15 protein-coding genes are annotated in these 12569 nt (G+C 31.5%); all 15 read right to left on the bottom strand.

Features of this window, described 5'->3' with window-relative positions; translation table 11 throughout:
• Positions 1 to 73 precede the first annotated feature (73 nt).
• The gene (locus RM519_RS01735) at positions 74 to 685 is read right to left on the bottom strand and encodes a carbonic anhydrase family protein (RefSeq protein ID WP_311591777.1); all 612 of its coding nucleotides are present in this window, start codon (positions 683 to 685) and stop codon (positions 74 to 76) included.
• Between the two features lie 12 nt (positions 686 to 697).
• A complete protein-coding gene (locus RM519_RS01730) occupies positions 698 to 2530 on the bottom strand; it encodes a SulP family inorganic anion transporter (protein WP_311591776.1) in 1833 nt (610 codons plus the stop codon).
• 97 nt (positions 2531 to 2627) lie between these two features.
• The gene (locus RM519_RS01725) at positions 2628 to 2888 is read right to left on the bottom strand and encodes a hypothetical protein (RefSeq protein WP_311591774.1); all 261 of its coding nucleotides are present in this window, start codon (positions 2886 to 2888) and stop codon (positions 2628 to 2630) included.
• Between the two features lie 70 nt (positions 2889 to 2958).
• Positions 2959 to 3579: a YqaA family protein gene (locus tag RM519_RS01720; RefSeq protein ID WP_311591773.1), complete on the bottom strand. Its 621-nt coding sequence runs from the start codon at positions 3577 to 3579 to the stop codon at positions 2959 to 2961.
• Positions 3580 to 3811: 232 nt separating this feature from the next.
• Positions 3812 to 4588, bottom strand: coding sequence for a Rossmann-fold NAD(P)-binding domain-containing protein (locus RM519_RS01715; RefSeq protein ID WP_311591772.1), 777 nt, complete (start codon positions 4586 to 4588; stop codon positions 3812 to 3814).
• Between the two features lie 95 nt (positions 4589 to 4683).
• Positions 4684 to 5625: a DUF4097 family beta strand repeat-containing protein gene (locus RM519_RS01710; RefSeq protein ID WP_311591771.1), complete on the bottom strand. Its 942-nt coding sequence runs from the start codon at positions 5623 to 5625 to the stop codon at positions 4684 to 4686.
• Between the two features lie 10 nt (positions 5626 to 5635).
• The gene (locus RM519_RS01705) at positions 5636 to 6250 is read right to left on the bottom strand and encodes a HEAT repeat domain-containing protein (RefSeq protein ID WP_311591770.1); all 615 of its coding nucleotides are present in this window, start codon (positions 6248 to 6250) and stop codon (positions 5636 to 5638) included.
• The gene (locus tag RM519_RS01700) at positions 6219 to 6785 is read right to left on the bottom strand and encodes an RNA polymerase sigma factor (protein WP_311591769.1); all 567 of its coding nucleotides are present in this window, start codon (positions 6783 to 6785) and stop codon (positions 6219 to 6221) included. Before RM519_RS01700 ends, RM519_RS01705 begins: the two co-directional genes overlap by 32 nt.
• Before the next feature lie 126 nt (positions 6786 to 6911).
• Positions 6912 to 7781: a porin family protein gene (locus tag RM519_RS01695; protein WP_311591768.1), complete on the bottom strand. Its 870-nt coding sequence runs from the start codon at positions 7779 to 7781 to the stop codon at positions 6912 to 6914.
• 43 nt (positions 7782 to 7824) lie between these two features.
• A complete protein-coding gene (locus RM519_RS01690; RefSeq protein ID WP_311591767.1) occupies positions 7825 to 9525 on the bottom strand; it encodes a mechanosensitive ion channel family protein in 1701 nt (566 codons plus the stop codon).
• Between the two features lie 52 nt (positions 9526 to 9577).
• On the bottom strand, positions 9578 to 10342 hold the full coding sequence (locus RM519_RS01685; protein WP_311591766.1) for a LytR/AlgR family response regulator transcription factor: 765 nt from the start codon (positions 10340 to 10342) through the stop codon (positions 9578 to 9580).
• A gap of 1 nt (position 10343) precedes the next feature.
• The gene (locus RM519_RS01680; protein WP_311591765.1) at positions 10344 to 11369 is read right to left on the bottom strand and encodes a sensor histidine kinase; all 1026 of its coding nucleotides are present in this window, start codon (positions 11367 to 11369) and stop codon (positions 10344 to 10346) included.
• A gap of 132 nt (positions 11370 to 11501) precedes the next feature.
• A complete protein-coding gene (locus tag RM519_RS01675; protein ID WP_311591764.1) occupies positions 11502 to 12161 on the bottom strand; it encodes a hypothetical protein in 660 nt (219 codons plus the stop codon).
• A 27-nt stretch (positions 12162 to 12188) separates the two neighbouring features.
• Positions 12189 to 12326, bottom strand: a complete 138-nt coding sequence (locus RM519_RS01670) for a hypothetical protein (RefSeq protein WP_311591763.1) — start codon at positions 12324 to 12326, stop codon at positions 12189 to 12191.
• 7 nt (positions 12327 to 12333) lie between these two features.
• Positions 12334 to 12489: a hypothetical protein gene (locus RM519_RS01665; RefSeq protein ID WP_311591762.1), complete on the bottom strand. Its 156-nt coding sequence runs from the start codon at positions 12487 to 12489 to the stop codon at positions 12334 to 12336.
• Between the last annotated feature and the right edge of the window lie 80 nt (positions 12490 to 12569).

The following is a 12569-nucleotide window of genomic DNA, read 5'->3' as shown; positions in this document are numbered from 1 at the left end:
GTATGTGATTTACTAAAAAACAAAAAGGCTTCGAATTTCTTCGAAGCCCTTACATATACAATCTATACTTAGTTTATAACCAAGTAACTTGTCCACTTTCAACATGATAAATAGCACCAACGATTTCAATTTCGCCATTGCTTTCCATTTCTGCTAAAATTGGACTTTCTTTTCGAATGTTTTCTATTGAATGCTTTACATTCGTTTCAGAAACTGTTTCTATTGCTTCAGGAGTAAACTCATCTACTGTAGGCTTAATTTCGTTTACTGCAGGTTGAATTTTACTTAATAGCGCTGTAATATTTCCTAGTTCTACTCCTTTACATGCTGCTGTTACCGCACCACATTTAGAGTGGCCTAATACGACTATTGCTTTAGAACCCGCTACTTTACAAGCATATTCTATAGAACCTAAAATATCTTCGTTAATAATATTTCCTGCAACACGAGCACTGAAAATATCACCAATACCTTGATCAAATACAATCTCTGCAGGCACACGAGAATCTATACAACTAAGCACGGCCGCAAATGGAAATTGTCCTCCACTAGTGTCTCCTACTTGCTCTAACAAGTTTCTCTCTGCTTTAGTACTCGCAGCGAATCTTTCGTTACCATCTTTTAATAGTTGGATTGCTGCCGCTCCATTTAATTTATCTTGACTTTCTTTAGTTTGTGCTTTCATTTTTTCTAAAATTTAATTTGAATGTTCTTTTTTAATACATGCTACTGCTTCTTCAAAATGATCAAAGATGTGTTCATTTGGAATTAAATCAGGAATAATATCGATCCTTTCTAACATATATTTAGGTTGTTCTAACATATTTACTAAGAATACATTTTTACCATTCTTCATAAGTTCTTGAACAACATCTTCCATTGCATATAATCCAGACTGATCAATATATTGCATTCGTCCCATACGAATTATTACATCAGTTGCAGAATCAGGGATTTGTTTAGATAATTCTTGGAAATCACTCGTTGATCCAAAGAATAAGGGTCCTTTTATGTGCTTAACATAAATATCTTTCTTTAAATCTGATGGAATACTTAAATCATCCTCTGCTCCTTTTTCACTTTCAATAGGTTTTATATCTGATCGTTTTGCAGTTAAATCCCCCATTTTCTTCATAAACATTAAGGAAGCAATTACAAGACCAATTCCCACTGCATAAACCAAGTTCCAAACTGAAGATAAAATTAGTACCGTAAGCATAATGATTACTTCTGGTTTTGGCATATAAGGAATAGCCTTTAAACCTTTATAATCCATTACACCAATACCAACTGTAATTAAAATACCTGCTAAAACTGCTGCTGGAATTTTAGATGCGATTGGACCTAGCGCTAATAAAATAATTAACAATAAAACTCCGGCCATCATACCTGACAAACGTGTTTTACCACCTGCGTTAATATTTACAACCGTTCTAATTGTTGCCCCGGCACCTGGAATACCACCAAACAAAGCAGCTACACTATTACCAATACCTTGACCAACTAATTCCTTATTTGGCTTGTGCTTGGTTTTTGTCATATTATCTGCAACTACTGAAGTTAATAAGGAGTCAATTGCTCCTAATAAAGCCAATGTTAATGCCGTAAATATATATGGTGTAATTGAACCAAAACTAAACTCCGTAAAGATTCCAAAGTTTGGAATAGGCAACCCACTTGGAATTTCTTCAATTGGTCTATAGTCCAATCCAAACCCAATTGCTATTCCTGCCATTACAACTAAAGCAACCAAAGTACTTGGCACTGCTGTTGTAATTCTCTTAAATCCATAAATAATAATTATAGTACCAAGTGCTAATATTAATTCTAACCAGTTAATATTTTGAAGAGCTCTAGGTAAAGCCTTGATTGAACCCAATACACCAGAAGAATCTTTTCCTGCTAAACTCTGTGATTCTTTTAAAATTTGCGCATCTGTAATTTGATTTGCCCTGTTTATAGTTTCTTCAAAATGTTCCAATACTAAAATATCTTCTGCCGCTTCATCCTCTAAGATTCCTTCTAAAATAACTGCTTCAGCCTGTGGTTTAAATTGCTCAACAAATGCAGCATCCTCTTTTGGATAATACCCAACCGTTGGCAATATTTGTGTTACTAAAATAATAACACCAATTGCGGTCATAAATCCAGATACTACGGGGTAAGGTATATACTTAATATATTTTCCTATTCCTAGTAATCCTAATCCTACCTGCATTAATCCTGCTAATAGAAAAACTGTTAATATGGCTGGTAACGCTTTTGAAATATCTCCCTCAAAAGTTGCTACAATACCTGCAATAACAACCATACTTACTGCAGTCATAGGCGCAGTTGGACCTGAAATTTGTGTATTTGTACCTCCAAAAAGTGCGGCGAAAAAACTAACAAATATGGCGCCATATAAACCAGCGCTTGGCCCTAGTCCTGAACTAACACCAAAAGCGAGCGCTAGTGGTAATGCAACAATACCGGCGGTAATACCACCAAACATGTCACTTTTAAAATGTTTGAAATCAAATAATTTCATAAATAGTAATTGTGTTTGTGCACAAAATTATGTGCGTTTATAATTAGATTGAATAGGTTTTTAAAACCCAAAAGGTATTCTGAATTTAATGCTTAGATTAAATAAACTCCGGAGGTGGAGATTTAATCTTTTCAAAGAAGTCTAAGGTGTCTTCTTTTAAACTGTAAATTGAGGTAATCCCATAATTTGGGATATAGTAATTCTGGTAATGAGTTATTTTTTCTTTTTCACCATCATTCTCAAAGTCTTTCTCATACTCAACTTCGTATCCGTCTTCATTTTCCAGTTCTAATGAAAATTCAACCAAAAAATCAGTGCCATACTCAATAGTTATTGCTACACTAAAAAGTATAGTCAATAGAAAAAAATTCAATACAAAAAGTTGCATAAGTTTTAATCGAGATATGTCGGATTTGTTCTTCATTTATTTAAACGACGTTAAAGATAACCAATGCGTACAAATAAAACCTAACAAATCTTAAAAGTCCAAAAAGAATATAGTTTCTAAACTTATAATTAATAATACCAGCTGCAATACTTGTTATTGAAAATGGAATAGGTAAAAGGGCCCCCACAACAATTAAAAACCCTCCCCACTTACGAATCATCTTAATATGTTTCTCCATTTTTACCTCAAGATAATTATAAACCGAAGGCAACTTAGAAATTGATTTACCAATAAAAAAAGATATTATTCCACCGGTATACGATAAAATAGCGAGCAATGTTAAATATAACATTGGATGAGAACTCTTACCTGCCCAAGCAATGAATATTTCTGGAGGGACCAATCCTAAAAATGATTCTGATACAAAAAACACTCCTAAAATTACTGCCGGTGAATATGTATTGACGATAGAGGTAAATAGTTCGTTAAAATCAATTAAGTAATGATGAACCATTATTAAGGCAAAAACAAATAAACCTATAGGCAGTAAAGACTTAACCATACTCTGTCTTACAAACTTGTAAAACCCAGTATAGGAGTAATACTGATGTAACAGTTTAAATCTAGATTTCTTTGAGGTTGTTTTTGAATTTGAACTCATAGACTCGTTATTCTTCTTGCTGTTTCTTTTCTTTTCCAAATGAGCGCAAAGATAACATTATTACTGAATTTTCAACAAAAACCAATAGGCATTAACAAAGATTTAAGAGTTAAATTCAAACCTTTTTCATGACCAATGTTTCTTTTTAGAGATCTGTCTTATTTGGAGTTGTGCAGACTTACTTTATGTTTCATTGGTATTTAGAATATTTCAAAATCCATGCCAAATTAATTTATAAATCATGTTTAAAGGAATAATTTAGAACACGCTTTAATTTTGAGTTATCAATAATTTTAAACTGAGTTGGTTTACTATAATTAAATATCGGCGAGTCCCTTCCTATCAACTTAGTTTGTTCAATATAAAAATCCTTTCTTTTTGGGTGATTATTAGAGCACCCGTTAAAAACTTCACCCCAACATTCTTGTTTAAGAACCTCAAGAATAATTCCTATACAATCTCCTTTATGAATAAGATTTACATAGCCGTCTGGGTTTTGAATAATTCTACCTTTTTTCATAAAATTCCCTGGATGTCGTTGTTCATTATACAAACCAGAAAATCTTAAAACAGTTGTTTTAAAATGAGTGCTTGACTGAAACAATGATTCGATAGTAGCAAGAGCACATTCTTTTAAACTGCTTTTTTCAGTCACCTCATTATTTGTGAATGGATATACCGATGTAGAACTAACAAAGATCACTTTCTCTACAGGTGAATTATTTATGAAATTAATCAAATTTTGAAACCCTTCTACACTTTTTGAAGTAATATTTACAATAAGTATTTCTGTTTCCAAGAAATTTCTAATATTGGTAGTAATTAGATTATCAATATCAATAACAAATGGCTTCGCTCCTATCTTTTCTATTAACTTTAACTTAGATTCAGATGTTGTAGATCCTTTAACGATAAAGCCTTTAGTTACCATTTCATCAACCAATGATAACCCTAGCCATCCACTACCTAAAACACTTATTGATGGATTAGTTTTTTCTTTATTTACCATCCATCAAAACATTTTAATAATTCTTGCATTGTACAAAAATATAAAAAACCAAAACTACAGATGTAATTTTGGTTTCTTATTAAAAAATGAAGTGATTACTTTCTCAAATAAATATTTCCATAACCAGCATCTAATTTCATTTTTACTTTTCCAGATCCTAATTTCAATTTCATTTGCTGACCACTATGAGTGGCATTTTCAGAGAGAATATCGAAGTCTAAATCACTTAAAATATCATCTCCCGAAGCATCTATTGCTACGCTAGACTTTTCGGGCAAGGTTATGTCTATAAACCCATTATTGCTATAAATAGAGTACAATTTATTTGGCATAGTTTTATCAAAAACTGCAGTTACATTACCTCCAATTGTGTTGATTGTAACAGGCCCTGAAACATCGGTTAATTGCAGGTTGTTCAATGTCGATGAAATTTCTACTTCGCCTTTAAAATCGGCTAATTCTGATGCTTTTGAGTTAAAAAACCTAGTTTGCCTTTTACTGCTGCATCCGTTTGTATCCCAATCTAACTTTATAGTATTAGGAATTAAAATCTCGTAGCGTTCATCACTAACCATTACAAACATATCTTCGTAATCATCTGTGATGATCAATTCATTTCCTTTTTGTTCTATCTTTAAAAAAATGCCATTCTCTTCTGCTTCGGCTTTTTTTCCTAATTTTTTTAATCCTTTACTTTTTTCTGCTTCATCAGTTCTAAAGAAATAACCAACATAAATTGAATCTCCTTCTTTTCTTGATTTTGGGGCCCTTACAGTACTGCTTAAATCTGTTGATCTTGCTTGCCTGACAACGACTCTTTCATTATTAGAGCCCTTATTGTAAAAGGAATACGATGTTTTGCTTGAATGTAAACTTTTAATCATTACTTCTTTACCATCATATCCTTTTATATTAAAATTCTTGGAGGAGCAGAGTTTTAGAACTCCGGAATTAAATGGAATTTTAGTTTCTTGTGCCTGCATCAAAAATGTGATGCAAAGAGAAACTATTACAGTTAAATATAGCTTTGTTTTCATAATATCTGTTTTACTTATTATTAATTGTTGCCATTGCTAAAGATGCATTGCTCAATACAATTGGCAGGGTTTCTTGATTATTCATTAGATTTTCAAGAGATTTTTGTGCACGGTTTTCTCTTAAAGCACCCAACGACTTAATCAATTTTATTTGCACCAGCGGTGCCGTTTCTTTTTCTAACGCAGTAATTAAATTTTCTCTTACCAATTCACTGTTCGGGAATTTTAATAAGGCTTCTACGGTCGCTATCTTCACATTTACATTTTCATCATTATGTAAAATATGGATTAGTGTTTCCATAATTTGGGCATCTTCCTTTTCATATTTATCCTCAAAATGATACACGCCCTCCAATCGAGTTCCAGCAGAGTCATTGCTTAAATTTGCTAAAATCTGTATTTTATCATTTTTAAAATCTACCGATTCTATTGCAATGTTTCCAAGTGTAAAAAGTAAAACTGCACTGGCCGCTACAGTTATAAATCTTAGGTAAATTACCTTATTCCTTTTTTGCGGATGCAATTCTTTTTTCAGCCTTTTTTCAAAACTTAAATCAACATCTATGGATACATTTTCTGAATCTAATTGTTCTTTATTTTGCTGTATGCATTGCCTTAAATTCATGACTTCTATGTTTATGGAACATTTCCTTTAATTTCTTCTTTCCTCTTATGTATTGATTTCTAACCGTGCTCTCTTTTAATTGAAGTTCTTCACTAATCTCTCTATGGTTGTAATTTTCGATTAGATACAGGGTTAAAATCACTCTATATTTCTCACTAAGATTATGAATACACTCTTTAATTAAATCTATTGTGATGCTTTCCTCTTCAATTAAATCATCAGAATTCACATCTGCTTCAATTTCAATCTCATCAACATCATCCATCCATTGTTTATTTCTTTTTCTTAAAACATCTAAAGAACGGTTTATTGCTATCCTTTTAAACCACGCTCCTATATTAGTGTCGTCTTTAAGTTGCTCTACTTTTCTAAATCCCTTTATAAAAGAATCTTGCAACACATCCTCTGCATCCTGCTTGTTTTTAAGAATTCGCCAACTGGCATTAAATACCTGTCTTTTATGCATATTATATAATTGCATTTGAGCAGTATAATTATTCTTTTTACACTCTTTTATTAATTCTTCTTCTTTCAAAAAAAGGTTTCTTTGGTTAGCCTTCAATAGTATAACGAAACTAAAATAAAAGTGTCGCATTAATTCCAAAAAAAAAATGAGCCCGATTTTAAATCAGACTCATTTTCAATGTTTTAATTATTATTTTTAATCCAATGCATAGGCATATCCTAGAGAAAATACAACTCCTCCAATATGACTTTGACCAAATGTTTCATCGAACTGTATTGCTGTAAAACCATAAGAACCACGTGCGTTTAAAAACAGAGAACTTTTATCGCTAATGTTTTTACTCAAACCTAGGCCAATTATTCCTCCAAAATTTATTGTTCGTAAATCATCCGTAATATCAGTATCAGCAGTAAGATCTTGCGCTCCAATTGGCACAAATTGCGGTCCATTAGCAGGATTCGTTGGATCGAAATATGGATTCGGAACAACGACTTCATTCGTTCCTGCTTCATCATAATAGAACTCACTATTGCCCATCGTTTTTTGGGTTGCGCATAACATGTAGCCTATATAAGGTCCTGCTTCAATATGAAATCTTAAATCGTCTCCCCAACCAAATTGTACTAAAACCGGAACTTCTATATAATCAATATCAAATTCACTATCAAAATCTGCGTACAAAGGATTTTGATCTGTTACTAACGGCATCCCTATTAATGGCAAGAATTGATTTAACATACCACTTAACTCATCACTCGGTGCTGGTTGCATGCCTTTTCTAGTACCACCTCTATCCGTATAGTTTATTTCAGTTTGAATAGAAATTAAATCATTAATTGAAAATGTAACTTGAACACCAACATCCATTCCACTTTTAGATTCATATTCCTTTGTGTAAATATTATCATTACCATCGGTCAAGTTACCTAAACTAAAACCCGCCTTTACTCCTACTTTTATAGGTTTCTTTTCAGTTTCATCAATATCTGAATTCTGCGAAAATGTAAATGGGGCATATAATAAACATGCAATGGCTATACTCTTTAAGAGGGATCGTTTCATCATTTCTTTAAGTTTTGGTTAATAGTTATTTCAGTTAATTTTATAATTATTCATTATTTGGTTCATCTCTTTTCTTAATTGTTACTTTTTGATTTCTACCTGTTAGGTGATCCGTAATTTTATGTAATGGGCTTTTATCTTCAGGTTTTAATTGACTTGGTACAGTGGTTAAACTACCATCTCTTGCCGCCATATATCCTGGTGATAATATCTCCACTCCTCCTTCATCAAATACATCTAAAATATTTTTATGTATTTCAGAATAAATCCAAGGAATTCGTTTTGCCTCTTTGGTACTTACATTTAATTGATATGAAACATAAAAATCGTCTAAACTTGTTTTTAATACAAATGGTTTTGGATCATCTAATATCAATTTTGTTCTATCTGCTGCCTGCAAAAGCAATTCTTCAGCTTTTCGCCAGGGTAAATCATATCCCAAAGTTATGGTAGTGTACAAAATAGTATTGGCTTCTTTATTATTAGAATAATTTATAATATTACCCGTTAAAATATTTGCATTTGGAATAGTAATGTCTTCATTTTTAGGAGTTCTAACAGAAGTTACCAAGGTGTTCCTATCAATTACATCTCCAATAATACCTCCAATTTTAACTCTATCTCCTATTTTAAAAGGCCTCATATAAGTAATTACAATACCCGCTATAATATTTGCAATTGCCGATGTAGAACCAAATGATATAATGGCACCAATAAAGATTGAAACTCCTTGAAATGCAGTTGAACCAGAACCTGGTAAGTAAGGGAATATTAAAACTAGTGCAAAGGCATAAATAAATATGCTTACAATTTTTTCGGTAGGTCTTGCCCAATCTTTATGGAAATTAGTAATTTTGAAGTTGCCTAGTTCAACATCTAACGCTATTTCTTTAAGAACACGAACAATATATCTTGCCAAATATCCAATTACTATTATAAAGAAAAGAGAAGGGATAAAATCTATAAAACCAAATACAACAAACTTGACAGGTGTTGATATATAGCCATAAAACGTATGTACAACTTTCTCTGCCCAAGGAAAGAAACTGAACATAAAAGGCGCATAGAAAAACAACGTAATAACAATCAATGCTATACGGACTATCTTCGAAAGAAAAACAAAAATATTAGCCGTATTCTTAGGAATGAAATACTTTAAAATATTTCGCTTCTTTCTTAAAAAAGACTTTTCAATTTTCGAAAGCCGTTTATCTAACCTTCTAAACAAGTAATTGATTAATTTTATAAAACCAATCAACACTAATAATGATACGGCAAAATATCCGATTCGTTTTAGCCATTCTTCGGTTGACAGTACTTCTACTTTATTTAGCGTATTTATAAAACTTACCAATTGAACTTCAGCCAATCCGTTTAATGGCACTTGCTGAATGGACGCATCACTTTCAGTAACAATAAAAGCGACATCATCATTATACATTATGGCTATGTAGTCATTAATTTGTTTAGCGTAGATACTATCCTTCTTACTGTCATACCATTTGGTTAATTTTTGGAGTCTACTCGTAACCTCTTCAGATCTAACTTCTACTGGAAAAGTATTTGCCCAATTTTGAACATAAAAAATAGTGTCCCCTTTTAGCACAATTGGTGCAGAAACAACTTCTCTTTCGACTGGTTTTAGTTGAATAATTAGTGAGTCGTTATTAACTTCGGGGATAGAATCTTGAGCAAACAAGACTGCAGGAAACAAACACAGTGTAAGAATTAATTGTTTGATTGGCATTTACAATAATTTGTTATGCTAATGTATCGAAATTAATTCAATATTACAATTGTTACTTATTGAGCCAATCTTTAAACGCTCTCGATTTGGCTTTACTTACTACAATTCTTTCTTTACTCGGCGGATTGGTTTTTACAATAAGTTTACCGTTGAAATAGAAGGACATCGATTCAACTGCTTCTCTGTTTGCAATGAACTGTCTGTTTATTCTAAAAAACAAATCTGGGTTTAATTCGTTTTCAATATCTTCTAACTTTTTATCTACCGTATAACTTTGGTTCTGAAATGTTACCGCTTTTACCATCCCTGTATCAATATAAAAATAAGAAATATCATTCGTTTTCAACGGAATCAACTCATCTTTAAAATGAACTAGATACGAACTTTTAAATGTCTTTTGACTTTCTTTAAGCAAATCCAAAAGGCCTGCCATTTGACTTGTAGAATCTGTTACTTCTTTTTCTGGGGCACTTTTAAATTTATTAATTGCATCAGATAATTCTTCTTTATCAATTGGTTTTAATAAATAATCAACACTATTTACCTTAAATGCTTTTAGAGCATATTGATCATAGGCAGTCGTAAAAATAATTGGAGTATTAATTTTTACCTTATCAAAAATTTCAAATGATATACCATCGGCCAAATGAATGTCCATAAAAATCAATTCCGCTTCGTCAGACTTCGAAAAATATTGAATCGATCCTTGAACAGAATCTATTACATTTAGTATTTCAATGGTAGGGTCTATTTTGTGTAACAAGTAACTTAAATTATCACTTGCAGCTATTTCATCTTCAACAATTACTACTTTCATATCAGTTTAGTGAGTATTTTACTTTAAACACATTATCAGTATCGCTAATGGTAATGTGCTGTTTTTTTAATAGAAATAATCGTTTATCTAAATTAGATAAGCCGTTACCTGTTCCTTCCGCTAATGTTAGTCTTGGCCTTATTTCATTTTCTACACAAATAAATCCATTATCGGTATATACATTTACAGTTAAAGGATTGCTCGCAGAAATCTCATTGTGCTTTACTGCATTTTCCACTAAGACTTGAAGACCCAATGGCGGTATACATTTACTTAATAAAGAGTCATCAATATTAATTTCTATAAAAAAACGCTCTCTATATCTTGTTTTAATTAGGTAAATATAACTATCTAAAAACTTTAATTCTTCTTTTAATGTTACCATATTACGATCACTACTTTGTAAGATATAACGGTACATAAATGACAACTTATTTATAAACTGGGTTGCGTCATCATTTTCTCTCACTAAGGAATTTAAAGAGTTTAAGGAATTAAATAAGAAATGTGGGTTAATTTGATTTCTCAAGGCTGTTAATTCATTTTCTAAACTTTGCTGCTTCAACAGTTCTTTTTCGATTGTATCTTCTCTATGAATAATTTGATAGCGTAAGATCCCTGATAAAAAGAATAATACCAAAACTACTACAAAGTATATGATATAAAATAAATCAGCTTCAAGCCCTTCAATAGTTTGCCCAATTAATAAAGGGTACACGTACAACAGGATCTTAACCGCTACAAACCATAAAACTATATTAATTAGGATGGTTACCACCCATCTAAATAACAATGATGTTTTATTGTAAATGAATCTAGTATTTGTATTAAATTGAAGTAAAACCCAAGAAAAAATAAGAATTGCTAAAAACCGAAGCCCAATATCTTTAGGTGAAATACTTACCAAATCGTCGCTGATTTGGTCTGTAATATCATAAAATGATAAAACTCTAGGTACACTAATTAATAGCGAAACGATGATCGCTGCTCTAATAATTACAGTTTGTTTAACCTGTTTTATATTCATTTTGATTGGGAATTACATTAATTACTAGTTTAACAAAGTTACATTATTTATTAAAATTATGGGGTAAAAAAAAAGGACCGTTGCGATATGGTTAAATATCTATGCAACAGTCCAAAATCAACTAACCAAACTTTACTTTACTGGAAATAATTCCATTAGTTCTTTTGTTATTCTATCTGAGAAGTCCTTAGAAATCTTTGTCAATTTTTGCGGATCATCTATCTCTGTTGAAACTACAGCTATTAGTTCTTTGTCCTTTGGTTTAGACAAATCATAAATTACAGTTTCTAGTTTATATTTCTTTTTTACTTTCGTTGTAGAAGTACTGGTTCCCATATCCATATACATTCCTCCATAATATCCGTGAAACCCTCTATATCCTCTATAACCATACATCGGCATTCCATAACTAGATCCAGTTGTATTCGTTTCTGTGTATTCTTTAATCTCCTTTACAGCACTGATTGCAACTAGGTTTACTCCATTACTTTGCAACTTTTGCTTAAGTTTAGTTACATCCTCTTGAGAAACCTTTTTTGTTGGATTCATTTCCGGATATTTAGCATAACTCTCAAAAGACTCAAATCCATTTGCGTTTAATGCTGTTGTTATATCTTTTTCAAAACGTTGTCTTGAGATCTCATTGTTTGTGACACTAACAACCATTATTTGTTCTCCCTTAATGTCTTTTGAACTTTCTTGCCTCCAAGAGTCCGTTACTTTTACTGATGAACAACTTACAACCAAAAGTGTAATTGTCAGAAGTCCTATTATTTTATTTAAAGTTTTCATGATTTATTTGATTTTAAGTATTGATAATTATATGAATAGAAAATTCATCTCTTCATTTTCATGTGTGTTTTTGGTACCGTTCAATCTATCGGTATTAATACTTACAATGTTTTTCCAATCCACTTGAAGTAATTCCATTTCTAATATTGATTTTAATGATTTCATTTTTTTATTAATTATGAGTTATTATACTGTGGGCGTATCTTCCAATTGATATTATTGAGGCTCCTGTTAAAAAGAATAACAATCCTTCGACAAATCCACTTGATGCAATAATTACTGTTGTCAATACAGCTAAAACAATTAATAAATTATATATAGTTCTCATTTTATTATATTTAAAAATTCAACTTTTATTTTTAATTACATAACAAATGTACACCCACTATACTCCCTGAAATCAACGTT

The sequence above is a fragment of the Urechidicola vernalis genome (genome assembly GCF_031846385.1).
In the GTDB taxonomy this organism is placed as follows: domain Bacteria; phylum Bacteroidota; class Bacteroidia; order Flavobacteriales; family Flavobacteriaceae; genus Urechidicola; species Urechidicola vernalis.
This window is presented reverse-complemented; position numbering and strand designations above follow the sequence as displayed.

Bases quoted from the DNA above. Each gene is read 5' to 3' on its own strand.
- RM519_RS01735 (WP_311591777.1), bottom strand. From the start codon at position 685: ATGAAAGCACAAACTAAAGAAAGTCAAGATAAATTAAATGGAGCGGCA.
- RM519_RS01720 (WP_311591773.1), bottom strand. From the start codon at position 3,579: ATGAGTTCAAATTCAAAAACAACCTCAAAGAAATCTAGATTTAAACTG.
- RM519_RS01690 (WP_311591767.1), bottom strand. From the start codon at position 9,525: ATGCCAATCAAACAATTAATTCTTACACTGTGTTTGTTTCCTGCAGTC.
- RM519_RS01670 (WP_311591763.1), bottom strand. From the start codon at position 12,326: ATGAAATCATTAAAATCAATATTAGAAATGGAATTACTTCAAGTGGAT.
- RM519_RS01680 (WP_311591765.1), bottom strand. From the start codon at position 11,369: ATGAATATAAAACAGGTTAAACAAACTGTAATTATTAGAGCAGCGATC.
- RM519_RS01715 (WP_311591772.1), bottom strand. From the start codon at position 4,588: ATGGTAAATAAAGAAAAAACTAATCCATCAATAAGTGTTTTAGGTAGT.
- RM519_RS01695 (WP_311591768.1), bottom strand. From the start codon at position 7,781: ATGATGAAACGATCCCTCTTAAAGAGTATAGCCATTGCATGTTTATTA.
- RM519_RS01665 (WP_311591762.1), bottom strand. From the start codon at position 12,489: ATGAGAACTATATATAATTTATTAATTGTTTTAGCTGTATTGACAACA.
- RM519_RS01730 (WP_311591776.1), bottom strand. From the start codon at position 2,530: ATGAAATTATTTGATTTCAAACATTTTAAAAGTGACATGTTTGGTGGT.
- RM519_RS01675 (WP_311591764.1), bottom strand. From the start codon at position 12,161: ATGAAAACTTTAAATAAAATAATAGGACTTCTGACAATTACACTTTTG.
- RM519_RS01685 (WP_311591766.1), bottom strand. From the start codon at position 10,342: ATGAAAGTAGTAATTGTTGAAGATGAAATAGCTGCAAGTGATAATTTA.
- RM519_RS01710 (WP_311591771.1), bottom strand. From the start codon at position 5,625: ATGAAAACAAAGCTATATTTAACTGTAATAGTTTCTCTTTGCATCACA.
- RM519_RS01705 (WP_311591770.1), bottom strand. From the start codon at position 6,250: ATGAATTTAAGGCAATGCATACAGCAAAATAAAGAACAATTAGATTCA.